General features: G+C 67.1%; 14 protein-coding genes. 6 read left to right on the forward strand and 8 right to left on the reverse strand.

What is annotated here, in order from left to right; genetic code table 11:
- Nucleotides 1-134: 134 nt before the first annotated feature.
- Together serC and gyrA are read right to left on the reverse strand one after the other, a co-directional pair.
- Nucleotides 135-1,238, reverse strand: a complete 1,104-nt coding sequence (gene serC, locus CR157_RS00085) for a 3-phosphoserine/phosphohydroxythreonine transaminase (protein WP_110281534.1) — start codon at nt 1,236-1,238, stop codon at nt 135-137.
- A 67-nt stretch (nt 1,239-1,305) separates the two neighbouring features.
- A complete protein-coding gene (gyrA, locus tag CR157_RS00090) occupies nt 1,306-3,960 on the reverse strand; it encodes a DNA gyrase subunit A (RefSeq protein WP_110281535.1) in 2,655 nt (884 codons plus the stop codon).
- Between the two features lie 187 nt (nt 3,961-4,147).
- On the opposite strand from gyrA, the gene CR157_RS00095 reads away from it, so the two are divergent.
- The 5 genes from CR157_RS00095 (at nt 4,148) to CR157_RS00115 (ending at nt 10,272) form a co-directional block, all read left to right on the forward strand.
- Complete coding sequence (locus tag CR157_RS00095) at nt 4,148-5,080, forward strand: recombination-associated protein RdgC (RefSeq protein WP_110281536.1); 933 nt, start codon at nt 4,148-4,150, stop codon at nt 5,078-5,080.
- Between the two features lie 68 nt (nt 5,081-5,148).
- Entirely contained in the window at nt 5,149-6,327 is a 1,179-nt protein-coding gene (locus CR157_RS00100) for a 1-acyl-sn-glycerol-3-phosphate acyltransferase (protein ID WP_110282764.1), read from the forward strand.
- 9 nt (nt 6,328-6,336) lie between these two features.
- Nucleotides 6,337-7,524 carry a cation diffusion facilitator family transporter gene (locus CR157_RS00105; protein ID WP_110281537.1) on the forward strand — a complete coding sequence of 396 codons (1,188 nt, stop codon included), beginning with the start codon at nt 6,337-6,339 and terminating at the stop codon, nt 7,522-7,524.
- A gap of 90 nt (nt 7,525-7,614) precedes the next feature.
- Nucleotides 7,615-8,322: a transglutaminase-like cysteine peptidase gene (locus tag CR157_RS00110; RefSeq protein WP_110281538.1), complete on the forward strand. Its 708-nt coding sequence runs from the start codon at nt 7,615-7,617 to the stop codon at nt 8,320-8,322.
- Nucleotides 8,323-8,355: 33 nt separating this feature from the next.
- Complete coding sequence (locus CR157_RS00115) at nt 8,356-10,272, forward strand: EAL domain-containing protein (protein WP_110281539.1); 1,917 nt, start codon at nt 8,356-8,358, stop codon at nt 10,270-10,272.
- Between the two features lie 6 nt (nt 10,273-10,278).
- On the opposite strand, the gene CR157_RS00120 is transcribed toward CR157_RS00115, so the two are convergent.
- The 6 genes from CR157_RS00120 to CR157_RS00150 form a co-directional block, all read right to left on the reverse strand.
- Complete coding sequence (locus tag CR157_RS00120) at nt 10,279-10,614, reverse strand: tryptophan synthase subunit beta like protein (RefSeq protein WP_110281540.1); 336 nt, start codon at nt 10,612-10,614, stop codon at nt 10,279-10,281.
- A gap of 122 nt (nt 10,615-10,736) precedes the next feature.
- Nucleotides 10,737-13,757: a retention module-containing protein gene (locus CR157_RS00125; RefSeq protein ID WP_146218642.1), complete on the reverse strand. Its 3,021-nt coding sequence runs from the start codon at nt 13,755-13,757 to the stop codon at nt 10,737-10,739.
- Between the two features lie 224 nt (nt 13,758-13,981).
- Nucleotides 13,982-14,608 carry a response regulator transcription factor gene (locus tag CR157_RS00135; protein ID WP_258364025.1) on the reverse strand — a complete coding sequence of 209 codons (627 nt, stop codon included), beginning with the start codon at nt 14,606-14,608 and terminating at the stop codon, nt 13,982-13,984.
- Nucleotides 14,605-16,035 carry an HlyD family type I secretion periplasmic adaptor subunit gene (locus CR157_RS00140; protein WP_110281542.1) on the reverse strand — a complete coding sequence of 477 codons (1,431 nt, stop codon included), beginning with the start codon at nt 16,033-16,035 and terminating at the stop codon, nt 14,605-14,607. Before CR157_RS00140 ends, CR157_RS00135 begins: the two co-directional genes overlap by 4 nt.
- Complete coding sequence (locus CR157_RS00145; protein ID WP_110281543.1) at nt 16,035-18,206, reverse strand: type I secretion system permease/ATPase; 2,172 nt, start codon at nt 18,204-18,206, stop codon at nt 16,035-16,037. The genes CR157_RS00140 and CR157_RS00145 overlap by 1 nt, the downstream gene beginning before the upstream one ends.
- Nucleotides 18,207-18,320: 114 nt before the next feature.
- The gene (locus CR157_RS00150; protein WP_258364026.1) at nt 18,321-20,279 is read right to left on the reverse strand and encodes a TolC family outer membrane protein; all 1,959 of its coding nucleotides are present in this window, start codon (nt 20,277-20,279) and stop codon (nt 18,321-18,323) included.
- A 444-nt stretch (nt 20,280-20,723) separates the two neighbouring features.
- Here CR157_RS00150 and CR157_RS00155 point away from each other — a divergent pair, with 444 nt between their 5' ends.
- Nucleotides 20,724-21,005 carry a hypothetical protein gene (locus CR157_RS00155; protein WP_110281545.1) on the forward strand — a complete coding sequence of 94 codons (282 nt, stop codon included), beginning with the start codon at nt 20,724-20,726 and terminating at the stop codon, nt 21,003-21,005.
- Nucleotides 21,006-21,033 lie beyond the last annotated feature (28 nt).

Consider the following 21,033-nt stretch of genomic DNA (forward strand, 5'->3'; position numbering starts at 1 on the left):
CGACATGGCCCCTATGGGGTCAGACCCCAGCCAACTCGCCCTGCCTGTCATGGTGCACCTTAACCAGCCGAACCAACCTCCGCCGGGGTCTGACCCCATAGGGACCGCCAGCGCTGGCTGGGCGCTCGGCGCTTCTACCCCCGCCGCTGCTCGAAATCTGCCATGAACTCGATCAGGGCGTCCACGGCCTCCTCGGGCACGGCGTTGTAGAGGCTGGCGCGCATGCCGCCGACGCTGCGGTGGCCCTTGAGGTTGAGCAGGCCGGCCGCCTCGGCCTCGGCCAGGAACGGCTTGTCGAGGCGCTCGTCGGCGAGCACGAAGGGCACGTTCATCCGCGAGCGGTTGCGCAGCACGATCGGGTTGGCGTAGAGGCCGCTGCCGTCGATGGCCGCATAGAGCTTCTCGGCCTTGCGGGCGTTGATGGCGTCCATGGCGGCCAGGCCCCCGATGTCCTCCTTCAGCCACCGGAACACCAGGCCGGCCAGGTACCAGCTGTAGGTGGCCGGGGTGTTGATCATGGAGCCGGCCTCGGCCAGGGCCTTGTAGCCGAACAGCGAAGGCATGTCGGGCCGGGCGCGCTCGAGCAGGTCCTCGCGCACGATCACCACCACCAGGCCGGCGGGGCCGATGTTCTTCTGGGCACCGGCGTAGATGACGCCGAACCTCGATACGTCCAGCGGGCCCGAGAGGATCGACGAGGACAGATCGCAGACCAGCGGCACCTCGCTGCCATCGGGCCGCACGGCCTCGGGGATGTAGTCGAACTCCAGCCCGCCGATGGTCTCGTTGGCGGTGTAGTGCAGGTAGGCGGCATCCGCCGAGAGGGCGATGTCCGACGGCCGCGGCACGGCGCTGTGGCCGTTCTCCTCGCTGCTGGCGGCGACATGGGCGGTGCCGAACAGGTGGTGCGCCTCGGCCATGGCCTTCTTGCCCCAGATACCGGTGTAGAGGAAGTTGGCACTGCCGCCGGCACCGAGCAGGTTGTAGGGCACCGCGGCGAACTGCAGGGTGGCCCCACCCTGGGTGAACAGCACCCGGTAGTTGTCGGGGATGGCCAGCAGCTCGCGCAGGTCGGCCTCGGCCTGCTCGGCAATGGCGACGTACTCCGTGGCCCGGTGGCTCATCTCCATCACCGAGAGCCCGTGCCCCCGGTAGTCGAGCAGCTCCTCGCGGGCCCGCTCCAGCACCGGGGTGGGCAGCGCGGCCGGGCCGGCGCAGAAGTTGTAGTGGCGTGTCATCAGCGTCGTGTTCCTAAGCATCCTGTGGGGTCAGACCCCAAAGTATTCTGTGGGGTCTGACCCCGCGTCATTCTTCGGCATCCACCGCTTCCTCGATGTCCTCCGGCTCGTCGACGCGCACCGTCTTGACCAGCTTTTCGTCGTTGCCCAGGCGGATCAGCATCACGCCCTGGGTGTTGCGCGAGGTGATCGAGACCTCGTCGACCCGGGTGCGCACCAGGGTGCCGCGGTCGGTGATCAGCATCATCTCGTCGCTGGAGTAGACCTGCATGGCGGCGACGAGCGAGCCGTTGCGCTCGCTGGTCTGCATGGCGATGACGCCCTGGCCGCCACGGCCGCGCAGCGGGAACTCCTCGAGCCGGGTGCGCTTGCCGTAGCCGTTCTCGCTGGCGGTGAGGATATAGATCTGCCCGCCGTTGCCATTGCCGTTGCCGGCCGGGAGGGCAGTGCCCTCCTCGTCCTCGGCCTCGACATCGGCCTCGGCGTCGATCTGCTGGCTCTGGGGAATGATCAGGCTGATCACCTCGGCGCCACCGAGCAGGCGCATGCCGCGCACGCCGCGGGCGGTACGCCCCATGGCACGCACGTTGCCCTCCTCGAAGCGGATCGCCTTGCCGTTGGACGACAGCAGCATCACATGGTCGTTGCCCGAGGTGATGGCGGCGCCCACCAGTCGGTCGTCTTCTTCGATATCGATGGCGATCAGGCCGACGCTGCGCGGCCGCGAGAACTGCTCGAGGCTGGTGCGCTTGACGGTGCCCTTGGCGGTGGCGAAGAAGATGTAGCTCTCGGAGTCGTAGTCGCGCACCGGCAGGATGGCGTTGATCGCCTCGCCCTCGTCGAGCGGCAGCAGGTTGACCAGCGGCTTGCCGCGGGAGCCGCGGCTGGCGTTGGGCATCTCGTAGACCTTGAGCCAGTAGACCTTGCCCTTGTTGGAGAACAGCAGCACGGTGTCGTGGGTCGAGGCCACCAGCAGGTGCTCGATGACGTCCTCGTCCTTCATCGCCGTGGCGGACTTGCCGCGGCCGCCGCGGCGCTGGGCCTGGTAGTCGGAGAGCGGCTGGGTCTTGGCATAGCCCGAGCGCGACACCGTGACCACCATGTCCTCCTCGGCGATCAGGTCCTCGAGGCGCAGGTCGAGGTGGCTGGCCTGGATCTCGGTGCGGCGCGCATCGCCGTACTGGTCGCGCACGGCGATCAGCTCCCCGCGGATCACCTCGAGCAGGCGGTCGGCGGAGGCCAGGATGGCGGTGAGCTCGGCGATCTGCTCGAGGATCTTCAGGTACTCGTCGAGCAGCTTCTCGGTCTCGAGCCCGGTCAGGCGGTGCAGGCGCAGCTCGAGGATGGCCTGGGCCTGGGCCGGAGAGAGGCGGTACTGGCTGCCGGCCTGGTTGAGGCCGAAGCCCTCCTCGAGATCCTCGGGCTTGCAGGAGGTGGCGCCGGCGCGCTCGAGCATGGCGGTGACCTGCCCCGGTTGCCAGGTCTGGGCGAGCAGCTTCTCCTTGGCCTCGCTGGCGTTCGGCGAGGCCTTGATCAGCTCGATCACCTCGTCGATGTTGGAGATCGCCACGGCCAGGCCTTCGAGGATATGGCCGCGTTCGCGGGCCTTCTTCAGCTCGAACAGGGTGCGGCGGGTGACCACCTCGCGGCGGTGCCGGATGAAGGCCTCGAGCACCTCCTTGAGGTTGAGGATCTTCGGCTGGCCGTCCTCGATGGCGACCATGTTGATGCCGAAGACGTTCTGCAGCTGGGTCTGGGCGAAGAGGTTGTTGACCACCACCTCGCCGCTCTCGCCGCGCTTGACCTCGATGACCACGCGCAGGCCATCCTTGTCGGACTCGTCGCGCAGCTCGGCGATGCCCTCGATCTTCTTGTCCTTGACCAGCTCGGCGATCTTCTCGATCAGCCGCGCCTTGTTCACCTGGTAGGGCAGCTCGCTGACGATGATGTGGTCGCGGCCGGTCTTGTCGTCGTGCTCGATGGTGTGGCAGGCACGCACATAGACCCGCCCCCGGCCGGTGCGGTAGGCCTCGAGGATGCCGGCACGGCCGTTGATGATGCCGCCGGTGGGGAAGTCGGGCCCGGTGATGTACGCCATCAGGTCGTCGACGGACAGGGTGTAGTCGTCGATCAGCGCCAGGCAGCCGTTGATCACCTCGACCATGTTGTGCGGCGGGATGTTGGTCGCCATGCCCACGGCGATGCCAGAGGAGCCGTTGATCAGCAGGTTGGGCACCTTGGTGGGCAGCACGTCGGGAATGCGTTCGGTGCCGTCGTAGTTGTCGACCCAGTCGACGGTGTCCTTCTCGAGGTCGGCGAGCAGTTCGTGGGCGAGCCGGGCCATGCGTACCTCGGTGTAACGCATGGCGGCGGCGTTGTCGCCGTCGATGGAGCCGAAGTTGCCCTGGCCGTCGACCAGCACGTGGCGCATGGAGAAGTCCTGGGCCATGCGCACGATGGTGTCGTAGACGGCGCTGTCACCATGGGGGTGATACTTACCGATGACATCGCCCACCACACGGGCCGACTTCTTGTAGGCCTTGTTCCAATCGTTGCCGAGCTCGTGCATGGCGAACAGCACGCGCCGGTGGACCGGCTTGAGGCCATCGCGCACGTCGGGCAGCGCACGGCCGATGATCACGCTCATCGCGTAATCGAGGTACGACTGCTTGAGCTCGTCCTCGATGTTGACTGGCAGAATCTCTCTGGCGATGTCACCCATGGGTCGTCGAATCCTTTGCACTGCAACGGGTTGGCGCTCTCCCCCGCCGCGGCGGGGAGGCACCATAAACAGCGTCACATCATACCACCGTGGGCCGCGCAAAGGCAGCTCGGGTAACTCGGGCTTTCACTGGCACCCCCGCCTCCCTTTGTCCATAATGTGCCTCCTTTTCGCTCGAGAATGCGTCATGTGGTTCAAGCACTTGCACCTATACCGCCTGCACGGTGCGCCGGCGCTCGACGCCGCCGCCCTGGAAACCGCCCTGTCCGAGCAGGCCTTTCGCCCCCTGGGCGGCAGCGAGCCGCGCCGCCTGGGCTGGTGTGCCCCGGCCGGCCGTGCCGGCACCCAGCTGCTCCACGAGCTGCAGGGCCAGCGCCTGATCACCGCCCTGCGCCAGGAGCGCCTGCTGCCCGCCTCGGTGGTGCGCGAGGAGGTCGATGAACGCGCCGCCGAGCTCGAGGCCCGCGAGGGGCGCAAGCTGCGCCGCCAGGAGAAGCTCGGCATCAAGGAGCAGGTCTATGAGGAGCTGCTGCCGCGCGCCTTCGTGCGCACCCAAAAGGTCGACCTGTGGTGGGACGTCCGCCGCGGCCTGATCGGCGTGAACTCGAGTTCACGCAAGCGGGCCGAGGAGGTGCTCGACCTGCTGCGCGAGACCCTGGGCAGCCTCAAGGTCACCCCGCTGGCCAGCCAGACCCTGCCGATGCGGGCGATGACCGGCTGGCTGGTCGACCCGGGCGAGCGGCCGGCCGACCTGGTGCTGGGCGACCAGGTGGAGCTCAAGGCCAAGGGCGACGACGGCGTGCTGCGCGCCCGCCAGGTCGACCTCGACAGCGACGAGATCCAGCGGCTGCTGGAGAGCGGCCGCCAGGCGAGCAAGCTGGCACTGGAGATCGAGGGCCGGTTAAGCTTCGTGCTGCATGACGACCTCGCCCTCAAGTCGCTGCGCTTCGGCGATGCCCTGATCGACGAGGCCAACAACAGCGACGACGGCGACGACGCCCTGGTGCGCCTGGAGACCGACTTCCTGCTGATGTCCCGGGCACTGGGCGAGAACCTCGACCGCCTGATCGACTGGCTGGGCGGCGAGGCCGGCACCGCGAGCGACCAGAGCGTCGCATGACCGCTTCCGGCAAGGCTTCCAACGACGGCACGCCCGACCATGTTTCCGACAATAACCATCACAAGCGCATGACCGAACTCCGAACCGACGACCAGCCGGCCGATCCGTGGGCCGACATTCGCCCCTACCACGACGACGAGGTCGCCGAGGTGCTGGTGCGACTGGCCCACGACCCCGAGCTGCTGGACGCCCTGACCCGCTTCCGGCTGCCCCGCCTGTCGCGCTTCATGCCGCGGCTGTCACGCACCCTGGCGAGCATCGTGATCCGCCGCGAGGTGCGCGACGTGGCCAGCGTGCGCGACTTCCAGCAGCGCATCGCCGGCTACATGCAGCGCATGATCCGCACCACCACCGATGACTTCCGGGTCGACGGGCTGGAGGCGCTCGACCATGACACCGCCTACCTGTTCATCGGCAACCACCGCGACATCTCGCTCGACCCGGCCTTCGTCAACTACGCGCTCTACCTGGCCGGGCGCGACACGGTGCGCATCGCCATCGGCGACAACCTGCTCAAGAAGCCCTATGTCACCGACCTGATGCGGCTGAACAAGAGCTTCATCGTGCCACGCAGCGCCCGCGGCAAGCGCGCCATGCTGGCCGCCTACCACAACCTCTCGAGCTATATTCGCCACTCCATCCTCGAGGACAACCACTCGATCTGGATGGCCCAGCGGGAGGGCCGTGCCAAGGACGGCATCGATCGCACCGACCCGGCGATCATCAAGATGATGACCATGTCGCGGCGTTCGCTGGACCGCGACCTGGCGGTCGGCGAGGCGATCCGCGAGCTGCGCCTGGTGCCGGTGTCGATCAGCTACGAGTACGACCCCTGCGACGTGCAGAAGGCCCGCGAGCTGCATGCGGTGCATTCCAACGGCAACTACGAGAAGGCCGAGTTCGAGGACATCATGTCGATCGTGGCCGGTATCACCGGCCACAAGGGCCGCGTTCACCTGCGCTTCGGTACGCCGCTGGCGGCGAACTTCGACAGCGCCGACGAGGTGGCCGCGGAGATCGATCGCCAGGTACTGGAGGGGTATCGCCTCTTCCCCAGCCACTACCTGGCCCTGGAAACGCTGGGCGACGCCCCGGAACTGCTCGACCTCTCCGGGGTCACCGACGCCGACAGGGCGATCTTCCGGGCCCGCTTGCAGCAGGTGCCCGCCGAGCTGCGCGAGTGGTGGCTGGCCCAGTACGCCAACCCGGTGCGCAACCGGGCGGGCAGGATCGACGGGGCGGGATAGCTTGCCACCATGGGCCACTCCCACGCACCTCACCACCCCCTCTCCCCGGATCGCGGCGCCCAGACCCGCGAGGCCCACAAGGTCACCCTGATCGGGGCGCTGATCGATTTCGTGGTCGGGGTGGCGAAGATGGCCGCCGGCTTCATGGTCGGCTCGGCCGCCCTGGTGGCCGACGGCATCCACTCCTTCTCGGACATCGTCACCGACGTCTTCGTGATCGCGGCGACCCACTTCGGCCGCCAGGCGCCCGACAGCAACCATCCCTACGGTCACGGGCGCATCGAGACCCTGGCCACCCTGTGGCTCGGCAGCGTGCTGATCTTCGTCGCCGGCGGCATCGCCTGGGCCAGCCTGTCCCGGCTGGTCGGCGGCGAGCCGATTCCCGCGCCGGGCATCTGGGCCATCGCCATCGCGGTGATCGCGCTGGCCGCCAAGGAGTGGATCTTCCGCTACACCCTGCGCGTCGCCAGGCGGGTCAACTCGCGCCTGCTCGAGGCCAATGCCTGGCACTCCCGCTCGGATGCCCTCTCCACCGTGGTGGTGCTGATCGGCCTGGTGGCGGCCCAGTTCGGTGTCGGCTGGATGGACGCCGTGGCGGCGACCCTGGTCGGCATCATGGTCGGCCAGGTGGGCGGCCGCCTGCTGTGGGAGTCCAGCCAGGAGCTGATCGACACCGCCCTGCCCGTGGAGGAGCGCGACCGCATGCAGCAGGTCGCCGAGCGGGTCCCGGGGGTCAACGGCGTGCACGACCTGCGCACCCGCACCCTGGGCAGCCAGGCGCTCCTCGACCTGCATATCGTGGTGCCGCCGCGGGTCACGGTCTCCGAGGCCCACGAGATCGGCAACGCGGTCAGCCGCCGCCTGCGCGAGGCCTTCCCCAACCTCACCGACGTGACCTTCCACATCGACCCGGAGGACGACTCCGGCGAGACCGAACACAGCCGACGCCCCGGCATGCCCCTGCGCGGCGATGTCGAGGGGATGCTCGACGATATCTGGAGCGACATTCGGGTCTGGAACGCCCGGGTGGCGCTCGACCTGCACTACCTGGACAACCAGGTGGACGTGTCGATCTATGTCCACGAGCTGCCGAGCGGCCAGAGCCTCGACGAGGCGGCCGACGACCTGCGCCAGGCCGCCCGCGGCCTCGAGTGGATCGGCCGACTGCGGATCTGGCAGGGCCCGGGCAAGGGCTGAGCTTCGTTGATGCCAGGCTTCTCATATCGCTCGCATTAGCAAGTTCATCCTCCTAGACTTGAGCAATCGCTCATCCAGTCTCGAGTCATGATGCCCAAGCCTCGCCACCGGACCCTCGCCTCGCCCGGGCGCCGCCGCTTCCTGGCGGGCCTGGGCAGCCTGGTGCTGGCCGCCGGCCTGGGGCTGCAGGCCTCCGCTGTCGGTGCCAGCCTGGATCCGCCACGGTTGCGCGAGAACATGCAGCGCCTCTACGGCCAGAGCGGCCTCGCCGTGCTCGAGGAGTGGTTCTCGCTGCTCGACCGGCTCGCCGGGGCGGAGCTCCGCACCCAGCTGCGCGAGGTCAACGACTTCTTCAATCGTCGCGTGCTCTGGGTGGATGACGACCTGAACTGGGGCCCCGGGGACTACTGGGCCACGCCGCTGGAGACCATGGGCCAAGGAAAGGGCGACTGCGAGGACTACTCCATCGCCAAGTACGTGACACTCAAGCAACTGGGCGTGCCCGGCGAACGGTTGCGCATGATCTATGTCCGCGCACGCATCGGCCGCAGCCGGATCACCCAGGCCCACATGGTGCTGGGCTACTACGCCACACCCGGTGCCGAACCGCTGCTGCTCGACAACCTGGTGCCAACGATCACCCCGGCCTCGCAGCGCACCGACCTCGACCCCTTGTTCAGCTTCAACAGCAGCGGGCTCTGGGCCGGTGCCTCCACCGAGTCACGGGCCGACCCGCTGGCCCGGCTGTCGCGCTGGCGCCGCGTGATCGACCGCATGCATCGGCAGGGATTCATCTGATTCGGGTCTTGAACCCATGGGGGAAACACCGAGATGTCGCTCATCAAGCAGCTCTGGCTGACCATCGTGGTACTGCTGTTGCTGGCCTTCGTCGGCAGCCTGTTCATCGGCGTGAGCACCAGTCGGCACTACATCGAGCAGGAAGTGCGCATCAAGAACGCCGACAACGCCAATGCCCTGGCGCTGTCGATGAGCCAGCTCGACAAGGATCCGGTCACCACCGAGATGCTGTTGGCGGCCCAGTTCGACACCGGCCACTACCGGCGGGTCGAGTTGCGCGCCCCGGACGGCGAGCTTCTCGAACGCCGCGAAGGCAACGAACACATCGATGATGTGCCCGGCTGGTTCGTCGACCTGGTGCGCTTCGAGGTGCCGCCCGGCCAGGCGGTGGTGCAGGACGGCTGGCGCCAGTTCGGCACCCTGACCCTGCAGAGCCATCACAGCTTCGCCTACCGTTCGCTGTGGCAGAGCGCCCGGAACCTGGCGGGCTGGTTCGCCGTTGCCGGCGCGGTCAGCCTGCTGATGGCCTGGTGGATCGTGCGTACCATCCGGCTCCCGCTGCACTCGGTGGTCGCCCAGGCCCGCGACATCGGCGTGCGGCGCTTCACCACTTCCCGGGAGCCCCGCACCCGGGAGCTTCGCGAGGTGGTGCAGGCCATGAACCAGCTTTCCGGCACGGTGCGGGAGATGCTGGGCCAGGAGAGCGAGAAGCTCGACCTGCTGCGCCGCCGCCTGCAGCACGACCCGGTGACCGGTGTGCTCGACCGCGACGCCTTCCTCAACCAGTTGCGGGCCAGCCTGGGGAGCGATGGCCACCGTGCCAGCGGCAGCCTGGCCATGGTGCGCCTGGCGCGGCTCGCCGAGGTGAACCAGCAGTTGGGGCGCCCGCGCACCGACGCCCTGCTCAAGACCCTGGCCCACAGCCTCGATCAGCTGGGCAAGGTGCGCGGGGGTGGCCTGGTGGGGCGCCTGAACGGCAGCGACTTCGCCCTGCTGCTGCCGGGCAGCAGCGATCTCGAGGAGGTCGGTCACGAGCTCTCGCAGCGACTGTTGACCGTGCAGGAGGAGGAGACGTCGATGCCCCTCGGCCTGCCCTCGGCGCTGATCGACTACGCCCAGGGGGACCACCGCAACGAACTGCTGGCGAGCCTGGATGGCGCCCTGGCCGGTGCCGAGGCCAAGGGCGACCGCGGCCAGACGATCGCCCAGGGCGCCGCGCGCGACACCCTCTACGCCAGCCATGCCGACTGGCGCTCCGCCCTGCACCAGGCCATGGCACAGGGCGTCTACCTGGGCCACTATCCGGTGCTCGATGCCCAGGGCAGGTTGCTGCACTACGAGTGCCCCTCGCGGCTGCGGCTGAAGGGCGAGTGGCGCCAGGCGGGGGTCTTCCTGCCCTGGATCTCGCGGCTGGAGCTCGACGCCGAACTGGACCTGGCGGTGGCCCGCGCGGCGCTCAAGGACATTGCCCAGCGCGGCAAGCCGGTCGGCATCAACCTGTCGCCGGCCTCGATCCGCGACTCGCGTTTCGTGCTGGACCTGCGCGCCCTGCTCCGCTCCCACGCCGAAGCCACCGAGAAGCTCTGGCTGGAACTGCCCGAGTCGATGGCGATCCATGACCTCGCCAGCTTCCGCAGCCTGTGTCGCGAACTCCAGCCGCTCGGCTGCCGGCTCGGCCTGGAGCACGTGGGCGCCGAATTCACCCGTATCGCCGACCTGCATGACCTGGGGCTCGCCTACCTCAAGATCGACGACTCCCTGGTCAAGGGGGTCGAGGCCAGCGCCGAGCAGCAGACCATCCTGCGCGGCATGGCCACGCTCTGCCATTCGCTGGGGATACTGGCCATCGCCGAGGGCGTCGACAGGCTAGCGGAGTCCAGGGTGCTGTTCGACCTGGGGATCGACGGCGTCACCGGCCCAGGCGTGCGCCAGCACGACAAGCCCGCCTGAGGCGGGCTAGATCACGCCCTCATCGTCCGCCCCCGACACGAGATCCAGCCCCTGGAAGCGCCGGCGCAGCGACTGGCGCTCCATCACCTTTTGCTGGGCCGCCTCGGGCAGGTCGGTGAAACTGATCACCCCCTTGTCCATCAGCAGCTCGATCACGTCCTCCAGCACGCGGACGAAGGCCAGGTCCGAGGCCTGGAAATGCGCCTCGCCCTGCCGGGCCTCGCCTTCCATCAGGAAGGCCAGCAGATCCGGTGAATCCGACGCCAGGAACTCCTTGCAGTCCGGCGTCGCCTCACGGCTGACCAGCTCGATGTGGCCGTCGTCGTCGCGCTTGATGTACATGGGGTGTCTCCGCAGAAGCCTCTTACCTGCCATCATAGGGCAGACCACCGTGGGGCGCATGAGGCTGGCAGTAAGAAAAGCGCCCGGCCTTGCCGGGCGCTCGTTGCCGTACCATGTCGGCATCAGTCGACCTGAAGCTGACCGCCGTCCATGAGCTGCTGAAGGATATCCGAGCCGTACCCGACACCCTCCAGAACGATCACCTGATCGGCGCCGGAGATATCGGCGCCATCGACGGCAAGGTTGCCCTCCGAGCTGATGTGCAGGACGGTGTTACCGCCCTCCTCGCTGGCATGAAGGTAGCTAGCAATGTCCGCCCCCTCATCCATGCCCTGCAGCAGGTCGGCGATATCCAGGACATTGTGCCCTTCGCTGAAATCCTTGACGACGTCGGTGGCCGCAGCATCCTCCTCGCCCTGGTCACCGAAGTTCCATTTGAAGACGTCGTCGCCGAGTCCACCCGCCAGGATGTCACCGCCAGCACCACCGACAAGGATATCGCTTTCACTCGTTCCGACGATCACATCGTTCCCTTCCGCCCCCTCGAAAACATTATCGGGACTAAAGGTCAGATCGAAAGACCCATCAATGGAGTCACCATCGCCATCCTCGACATCGAACTCCAGCTTGATGTAGTAATCGAGTTCCTTGCTGCCGAATGTTCCGTCAAAGTCCCGAGCCCGATAACTGCTATCCCCCTCGGCGGTCAACCAGATTTCGTCAAAGCCAGAGGGTATTTCAATGACATTGCCTGACTGCCAGACCGAGTTTCCATCATCATCCACAGGTGATACGAGCTCACCGTCGAGGTATGCCTGCCAACGCACATCGTCAGGTTGGTTATTTCCCTCGCCAACCCCGATGGTCAGTTCGGTCATCACCTGTGAGAAAGTCCCGATCAGCACATCATCAGACGTGATCGCCTGCTTACCTCCACCACCGAGACCTTGAGCCGAATAATTAACTCCCTCATCAGGGTTCTGATTGGTAAACCTGATGCCAAGCTCGCTGGCTTCAAAGCTGTCCCCATTGAAAATCAATACGTCATCATCGTTACCACCGCCATCAACCGACAGGCTCTCATTCTCAAATTCGACAGCAATGGCATCAAGATTCTCATGGAGCTCAATGGCATACTCACCACTATCAACATCTAGCGCTATAGAAAAAACCGGATCGCCATCGCCGTTATAAGCCGTAAAGGTTCCAGCTTCCACATCGAAAGACGAAGTGAGCGCCTGGCCATTCGACAAGAGGATCGACGATTCACCGTCACCATAATAGCCTATGATTTTCCCATCATCATTCGTATCGACTCGAAGATCCGATACAACCGCATCATCGATATCCGCCCCAATACGCAGTCCAGAATCCCCTGTCAGCACCGCACCTGCTTGCGTCGAGAGAATCGCATTCTGGCTTTCTTCCCGCACGGGAACATCGTCGATGATCGTGACATTGACTTGATCGGCAGCCGTGTTGCCATTGCTGTCCGTCACCTTGATATCAATCGGATCCTTGTCCGCTTCATTCTGGCCGTCACCCCCCGGGTGTTCGAAGGCCTCGCTCAACAGGTACTCATAGGTGACCTCATAGCGGCCATCGCCCAGGTCCTCGAAACCGGCCAGGGTCAACAGGCCGTGCTCGGTTTCGATGGCAATCGTCACCCCGTCGTCCGAGAGCCCCTCGAGCGCTGCAAAGGTGAACTCTTCGGCGCCCTCCTTCCCGTAAACCGTCAGGGAGGCAAAGCCACCGGCAGCGCTGATCGTGAAGGCACCGGAACCCTTGGGCTCACCTTGAGTGGCATGTGTGCCACTCTCGAGGAAGCCCTCATTGACGGTAACGTCGCCGGCATCTAGAAGCCCCTCGATTTTCACCAGAGTAAAGCTGGAGGTGTCGGTAGCCGTCGCGGTATTTCCATCGCTGGATGTTGCCGTGGCAGTCGCTTCGTACGTAACGCCCTCCTCGAAGGACAGACCGGAGACATCCACTTCCCAGCTGCCATCGGCATCGGGGGTAACCGTGAAGGTCTCTTCGAGCCCCCCACCGACGATCGAGATCGTGATCGAAACGGCGTCGGTCGAGGTCCCGGTCAGGGATGTCGTAACCGTATTTTCGAACGCGCCAACGTCAAGATCGACACTCACTGCTGGAATAATGGGCTCAGGCTCAACTTCCGGCTCGTCCTCTTCCTCTCCTGGCCCTTCCTCTCCTGGCCCTTCCTCTCCTGGCCCTTCCTCTCCTGGTCCGTCCTCTCCTGGTCCGTCCTCCCCTGGCCCTTCCTCTCCTGGCCCTTCCTCTCCTGGCCCTTCCTCTCCTGGCCCTTCCTCTCCTGGCCCTTCCTCTCCTGGCCCTTCCTCTCCTGGCCCTTCCTCTCCTGGCCCTTCCTCTCCTGGCCCTTCCTCTCCTGGCCCTTCCTCTCCTGGCCCTTCCTCTCCTGGCCCTTCCTCTCCTGGCCCTTCCTCTCCTGGCCCTTCCTCTCCTGGCCCTTCCTCTCCTGGTCCGTCCTCTCCTGGCCCTTCCTCCCCAGGCCCTTCCTCCCCAGGCCCTTCCTCCCCAGGCCCTTCCTCCCCAGGCCCTTCCTCCCCAGGCCCTTCCTCCCCAGGTCCTTCCTCTCCAAGTGCTTCCACCCCCGGCTCTTCCGCCTCAGGTGCATCCACAGCCTCCAGGAGGATACCCTCGGCGTCCGTCGGCCCACCTAACTGGCCGACGCTGAAGTCGAAGGCCAGCGAGTCGGGGTTATCCTCGGCAATGCGCGTCAGGCGCACGAAGCTGTGACCCGCGCCACCGCCGCCGCCCGAGCCGGCACCAGCGGCCGTGGCGTCCAGGATATCGAGCAGGTCAACGTCGTCTTCGTCCAGGGCCGACAGCAGCGCCTCGAGATCCTCGTCCAGGGCGCTGGCATCCTCCACGGCCACGGGCCGGTCGGCGTCGAGCTCCGGCGTCATGGCGATTTCCTGGCCGCCCTCGACCAGGGTGGGGTCGAGGCCGTCGCCGAAGTCGAGCTCGACCCGGGCGTTGTCGGAAGTGACGAGGGTTTCGCCCTCCTGGAGGGTGTCGCCGACGCGCAGCTCGCGCAGGTGGCCGTCGGCGTCTCGTGCCCAGGCCAGGCCGGAGATGGAAACCACGGTTGCGATGGTCATGGTATGAGTCCCTGCGGGATGTTCGTAATCGGATGCCGCATCAGGCGCCCGTCAGTCTCAAGGCGGACAACTTGGGCAATTTATGCCTTCACATTAGGTAACAAAGGATCGATTGAGTATTGGACCGATGGACAGGTAGGCGAAAAACATGACCGGCATCACGCAGTGGTCCGGGGTGGCGCCACCCCTGACGCCGGGGCCACGCCTCCGGGCAGAGCGGGAGATCATCGGCCGGGTTCGGACAGGCTGGCGTCCTGGTGCGAGAGTCGCAGGATCAACTGCATGCGGTCGCGGATGCCGAGCTTGCGGAACACCGCCCCGAGATGGGCCTTGACGGTGCGCTCGGTGATATCGAGCCGGCGGGCGACCTCCTTGTTGCTGTGGCCCTCGGCCACGGCCAGGGCCACTGCCCGCTCCCGCCCGGTAAGCAGTGCCAGGGTCTCCTCCTGCAGCCGTGACTCGCCCCCCAGCGCCTTGAAGGTGCCACCCACCACCCGGGCAAGCAGTTCGGGCCACACCCAGATCCCCTGGTTGGTGATCACCACCTCCACCTGACGCAGCAGCGCCACCGGGGAGAGCGCATGGGCGTAGCCGCGCGCGCCGGCATTCAGGGCCTGGAAGGCCTCGAGCGAGTTCGGTGCATAGCTGAGCACGGTGAGGATGGCACCCCGCCCGCTGAGGCTGGACACCAGGGCGGGCCAGTTCTCGAGGTTGCTCATCACCCAGACCCTATCGCCGCGGCTGGTCCAGGCCCTCGCCTGCTGCGGGCTCACCAGGCGAGCCTGCGGGAACGCCTCGCGCCAGCGCGGGATCTCGTCGCGACCCTGACAGACGAAGAGGTGTACCATCATCGCTCCCCCATGGAGTCACTCCAGGCCCGCAGCACGGGCTTGAGCAGGTACTGCATCACGGTACGCTTGCCGGTCATGATGTCGACCTGGGCGGTCATGCCGGGAATCACGGCGAGATCGCTGGCAATGTTCTCGCTCGGCAGGGTCCGCACGCGCACCAGGTAGAAGGTGTTGTCGTTGTCGTCGGTGATGGTGTCGGCGCTGATATGGTCGAGCTCGGCCGACAGCCCGCCATAGATGGCGAAGTCGTAGGCGGTGAGCTTGATGGTGGCCGGCTGGCCGGGGCGCAGGAAGGCGATGTCCTGGGGGGCGATGCGCGCCTCGACCAGCAGCTTGTCGTCGCTGGGCACGATCTCCACCACCTCCTGGCCGGCCTGGGCGACCCCGCCGATGGTGTTGATGGCCAGCCGCTGCACCACGCCGTCCACCGGCGAGCGCACCTCGGCCAGGCGCACCCGGTCCTGCAGCCCGGTGCTGGATTCGTCCAGGGCCTTGAGGTCGCCGAGCGTCTGGGCCAGGTCGTTCTGCCAGTCGCTGCGCCGCTCGGTCCCGACCTCGCTCAGTTGGGTGCGCGCCTCCTCCACGGCGGCCTCGAGGCGCGATACCGCCGCCGCCGCCTGGTCACGCTCGCCGGTGGCCCGCGAGACGTCCCGCTGCAGGCGCAGCACCTCGACCTCGGACACGGCCCCGGACTGCAGCAGCGGCCGCGTCAGGTCGAGTTCCTGACCGGCCATGTTGGCCTCGCGCTGGGCGGTGTCGCGCCTGGCCCGGGCCTCGCGCAGCTCCTCCTCGCGCTGGCGGATACGATCGGCGAGGATGCTCTCCTGCTCGCGCAGCTCCTCGCGGCGACTCTCGTAGACCTCGCGCTCCTGGGCGACGATGCCGGGCGCCTCGGCGCGCAGGGGCTCCGCGGGAGCGAAGGGGGTGTCGGTGATCAGGGCCCGCAGCCGCTCGGCGCGCGCCTCCAGCGCCAGCGCCTGGGCCCGGTTCTCGCGAAAGCTGGAGACGAAACGGGTCGGGTCGATGCGCATCAGCACCTGGCCGGCCTCGACCCTCTCCCCTTCGCGCACCAGGATCTCCTGCACCACGCCGCCATCGAAGGTCTGCACGCGCTGCAGCTGGCTGGAGGGGATCACCCGCCCGCTGCCGCGGGTCACCTCGTCGATGGAGGCGAAATACGACCAGGCGATCAGCGCCGCCACCGCCAGCAGCACCACGTAGAGGAAGGCCCGGGCACGGAGCGGATCCTGTTGCAGCCGTGCCCAGTCGGCATCGCTGGCCCAGTCACGGTTGAGATGCGCGGCGGTGACGCGCTTGGCGAAGAGCCGGTCGATGAAGGGCCGGAAGGGCTTGCCGCCTACCTCGGAGAAGCGTCCGATCGCCTCGAAGCCCTGCTGTTCGGCGGTCTTGCCCTTGTGCTTGGCCATCAGCCGGCCCTCCCGATCTGGCCCTTGCGCAGGGCCTCGACCACCTTGTCGCGGGGGCCGTCGGCCACCACCTTGCCGGCGTCGATGACCACGATGCGGTCGACCAGCGACAGCAGCGAGGTACGGTGGGTGACGACGATCATGGTCTTGCCGTGGGCGTAGGCCTTGAGGCTGGCCTTGAAGGCCTCCTCGCTGGCGTGGTCCATGGCGCTGGTCGGTTCGTCGAGCAGCAGGATCCGCGGGTCGTGGACCAGCGCCCGGGCGATGCCCACCGCCTGGCGCTGGCCGCCGGAGAGCGACTGGCCACGCTCGCCCACCTGCAGGTCGACACCGTGGGGGTGGGCATTGACCAGGCTCTCCAGGCCGGCGAGCTCGATCGCCCGCAGCAGCGCCTCGTCGTCCACCCCGTCGCTACCGCCACCGGCCTCCACGTTGTCACGCAGCGAGCCGAAGAACAGGTTGACGTCCTGGGGCACATAGCCGATGTGACGACGCAGCTGGATGGGGTCGAACTGGCGGATGTCGACGCCATCGACCAGCACCGCCCCGGCGCTGGGCGCGTAGAGCCCCAGCATCAGCTTGTTGAGGGTCGACTTGCCGCAGCCCACCCGGCCGAGCAGGGCGACCTTCTCGCCAGGCGAGATGGTGAGCGAGATGTCGCGCAGGGCGTCGCGCTCCTCCTCGGGGTAGCGCATGGTCACCCTGTCGAAGCGGATCTCCCCGCGCACCACCGGCCGGTTGATGAACTGCTTGCCCTCGGGACGCTCCACCGGGCGTGCCATCACCGCATCGAGGGACTGCAGTGCCGTGGAGGCCTGGTGGTACTGGGCGAGCAGCGCGGCGGCCTGGCTGACCGGCGCCATGGCCCGCGACGAGAGCAGGTAGGCGGCGATCAACCCGCCCTGGGTGAGGTTGCCCTCGATGATCTGGTAGACGCCGATGAGGATCACCCCGACCGCCACGCTGTGCTGGGCCCAGAGCGCCACGCTGGAGACCGAGGAGCTGACCAGGCGCAGCTGGGCGGCGGTGCGTGACAGGTAGGCGGAGGCCTTCTCCCAGGTGCCCTGGATGCGGCTCTCGGCGCGCAGCGCCTTGACCGTCTCCAGGTGCGAGATCGACTCGACCAGGGTGGCGTTGCGCTGGGCACCCACCCGCCAGGTGGTCTCGGAGAGCGCGTGGAGCTTGCCCTGGGCCGCCATGGCGTAGAGCAGCACGAAGACGATGCCCGCCAGCACCGGAATCACCAGCGGCGGGCCGATCAGCGCGATGATGCCGGCGAACAGCAGCACGAAGGGCAGGTCGACCAGCGCCACCACCGTGGCCGAGCCGATGAAGCCCCGGACCGACTCGAAGGACTGCAGGGTCGCCGCGAACGATCCGGTAGAGGCCGGCCGCGCCTCCATCTTCAGCCCCAGCACCCGTGCCATGATCGATGACGACAGCTTGACGTCGGCCCGGCTCGCCGCCAGGTCGACGAAGGCGTTGCGCATCAGGCGCAGCGCCAGGTCGAAACAGAGCACCACGAAGATGCCGGCGGCCAGGACCCAGAGCGTCTCGGTGGCGTGGTTGGGCACCACCCGGTCGTAGACGTTGAGCACGAACAGCGGCATCGCCACGGCGAACAGGTTGATCACCAGCGAGCCGGCGATGAAGTCGCGATAGAGCTTGCGGTTCTCGCGTATCACCCCCCAGAACCAGTGTCGCGTACGCTGCTTGCTCACCTCGGGCCCGCGGGCATCGAAATGGAAGCGCGGGCGCACGTAGATCGCCTGGCCACCATAGCTCGACTGCAGGCCGTCGAGGCCGACCTCGGTCTCGGCGTCACCCAGTTCGGGGAAGATCACCCGGGCACGGCGGGCCTTGAGGTCCAGGGCCACCAGCACGCAGGCGCGCCCCGGTTCCAGCAGCAGCACGGCGGGCAACAGGGCCGGGTTGAGCTGCACCAGACGACTCTTGACGATGCGCGCGGTGAGCCCCACCCGGGAGGCGGCGCGCGGGAAGACCGCCGGCGTGAGCCGCCCCTCCTCGAGGGGCAGGCCGGCGGTGAAGGATTCCGCCGTCGCCGCATGCCCATGGACCTGCGCGATGGACTGGAGGCATTCGAGGAGCTCGTCCCGAACCACGGGCCGCGATGGACCCGAAGCCGGGTCCAGGTTTTCTCTGAGCGTCACGCCTACCTCTGATGTTGCCCCGCCACGCCGCAGGAGCTGCAAGCGCCCGTGGCATGGCGGCAAGTATCGATGACTCCCGTGATCGGGGCCGGGCGGACCCGCCCCCCGGCGGGGTCAGCCGCTGACGGTATAGGTGTCGCCATCGCCCAGGCCCTCGAGGCGACGCCGCAGTTCACGTCTCGCTTCCGGCCCGTCGGTGGCGCGGAAGCTCATGTCGAGATTCTCGCCGACCCGCTCCAGGGTCACCTCGACCCGCCGATTCCGGCGGCGGCCATCGACGGTATCGTTGCTCGTCACCGGCCGGCGGGAACCGTAACCGCGGGTCTCGATCAGGTCAGGCTCCACCCCCTGGCTGACCAGGTAGTCGGCCACGCTGTCGGCCCGCGCCTGGGAGAGCGGGTCGTTGATGGCGTCGTTGCCGGTGCTGTCGGCATGGCCGGCGATGAAGACCCGCGCCAGGTCGGTACGGTCGCGGATCCGCGAGGCCAGCCCGGCAAGCTCGCTGCGGGCATCGGCGCCCAGTTCGGCACTGTTCACGGCGAACAGGGCATCGGCGGACAGGGTGACGTCCGGCGCTCGGGTCGGCGCCGGGGCCGTGATGCCGCCGGTGAAGTCGGACAGGGTGAAACCGCTCGGCCCCTGGGCCGGGCAGATCACGTCGGGATTGATCTCGATGCCGTCGCCGCCCAGCTCGGCCAGGGTCGGCATGTCGTCACGACGCACCTCGAGGGCCTGCATCAGCCGGCCCATGGCCGCCAGGGTGCGAGCGTCGGCCAGGGCCACGTCATACTGGGCATTGACGTAGGCACGACTGGCCTCGAAGAACTCGTTCTCGCTGTCCAGCACGTCGAGCAGGGTACGCTGGCCGATATCGAACTGCTGCTGGTAGGCGCCGCGCACCCGGTCGATGGACTGGCGGTGCTGGTTCAGGTAGTCGAGCTGCTCGCGCAGGCGCTGGGTGTCGTTGTAGGCGATCTGGGTGGTCTGGCGCACATCGATACAGGCCTTCTCGCGCTGGTTGATCGCTTGCTCGACCCGATCGGTGGCGGCGCGGAAGGAGGCCAGGTCGCTGCCGCCGCGGTAGAGGTTCATGCTGGCGACCAGCTCGATGCGGTGGCGATCCCGCCTCCCCAGTGGATCGAAGTTGCCGTCGTGGCTCTCGTAGGTGCCGGTACGGCCACGCAGGTCGAGGCGTGGATGGAAGCCGGCGCGGGCCCCCTCGCGTTCGGCCCGCGACGCCTCGATGTTCTCGAGGGCGGCATGGAACTCCGGGTTGCCGGCGAAGGCCAGGTCCACGGCCTCGGCCACCGAGGGCGGCAGCCGGTCGTCGAGACCCGGCGCCGGGGCGAGGTTTTCCGCCGGCAGGTCACCGACGATACGCTGGTAACGCGCCGTGACGTCGTGCAGGTTGGAGGCCTCGGTCATCAGGTTCGACTCGGCCAGGGCCAGGCGGCCGCTGATCTGCTCCAGGTCGACACCGCGGCCGGCGCCGGAGAGCGCCCGCTCCTCGATCTGGTTGAAGACCCGCAGATGATCGGCGTAGTTGTTCTGGGCCAGGCGCACCAGCTCACGGCGGCGACTGACGTCGAGATAGGCCCGCACGGCCTCCAGGGCGACGTTCTCGCTCGCCCCGAGCAGCTCGTAGTAGCGCACCAGCTTGGCACGATCGAGGCTCTCCACCTCGCTGCGCGTGGCGAAGCCATCGTAGAGCATCTGGGTCAGGGTCAGCTCGGCGAAATCGGTATCGTAGCTGCCGTGGCTGTCATTCTCATGATCCTCGCGGCCGATCCCGGCGGCCACGTCGATGCTCGGCAGGTAGTTGCCACGCGCCACGCCGACGTCGTTGTCGGCGGCACGCAGGCCGTTCCAGGCCGCCTGGACCTCGGGGTTGGTGGCGATGGCACGCTGCACCACCCGCTGGAGGTCGGTCGAACCGGGGGCGGCCAGGCCGGACGGCAAGGACTGGGCCACGGCGGCCGCGAGCGGCAACAAGGAAAGCGAGGCCCCCATCACGGCGGCCCGCGCGAGTCGACAGGCACCCTGGACGCGCGAAGAGGCGGTTACGAAATGCATTCGAGTTCCTTTCATGTTTGGCAGGCGCGCAGCTCACGGCGCTGTCGGACCCGTCAGTAGGTTGAGTCTATTTTCTTGTTATTACGGGACTCATCCGGCAAGTCCGGACGGCGCTTCCTTTCCCGCTTTCCTAATTCCCGATAGCGACATCTCACCATCGGGCCGCATCAGACAACTCGACTGAGGCAAGGTGAGGGCCACAATACTTTTTCATGAAGGTTATCCTTTGTAATGTATCGTAACCAAACCAGCGCCTTTAGCCAATCCCTAAATCGATGCGAAAGGCGAGGAAATCGCCGACCCCTTGTGTAAGATAAAGCTTACAAATTATGTAAGACAAGGCTTACCAAGCCGCCGTCACCGCCACGCTCTCTCCTGCCCGACACCAAACGTGCTATCGTCACGCCATCACCGACACGGCAGCGTCACGACAAGGAGAACGCCATGTCCTCATCGGAAATCCAGAAGACGCGCGTCATCAACGAACTGCGCAGCTTCATCAAGAAACTGCTGCAGGACCCCAGGATCCTCGAGCAGTCGCTGGAGATCGCCCGCCGCCAACTCTCGGAAGGCAGCAAGGACGAGGCGATGGCGCGTATCGCCAACGAGATCTCGGACACCACCAGCGTGCATATCCCGGAGGACCCGACGGAGCATTCCGAGGCCGACCGGCTCTTCCTGGAGGTACTGAAGGAGGTGGTCGACGAGGAGCAGGCCCTCTATTGAGCCATGCCCTCGAGCAGCGCTCGCCCCG

The organism is Halomonas sp. LBP4 (assembly GCF_003202205.1).
GTDB lineage: Bacteria > Pseudomonadota > Gammaproteobacteria > Pseudomonadales > Halomonadaceae > Halomonas > Halomonas flagellata.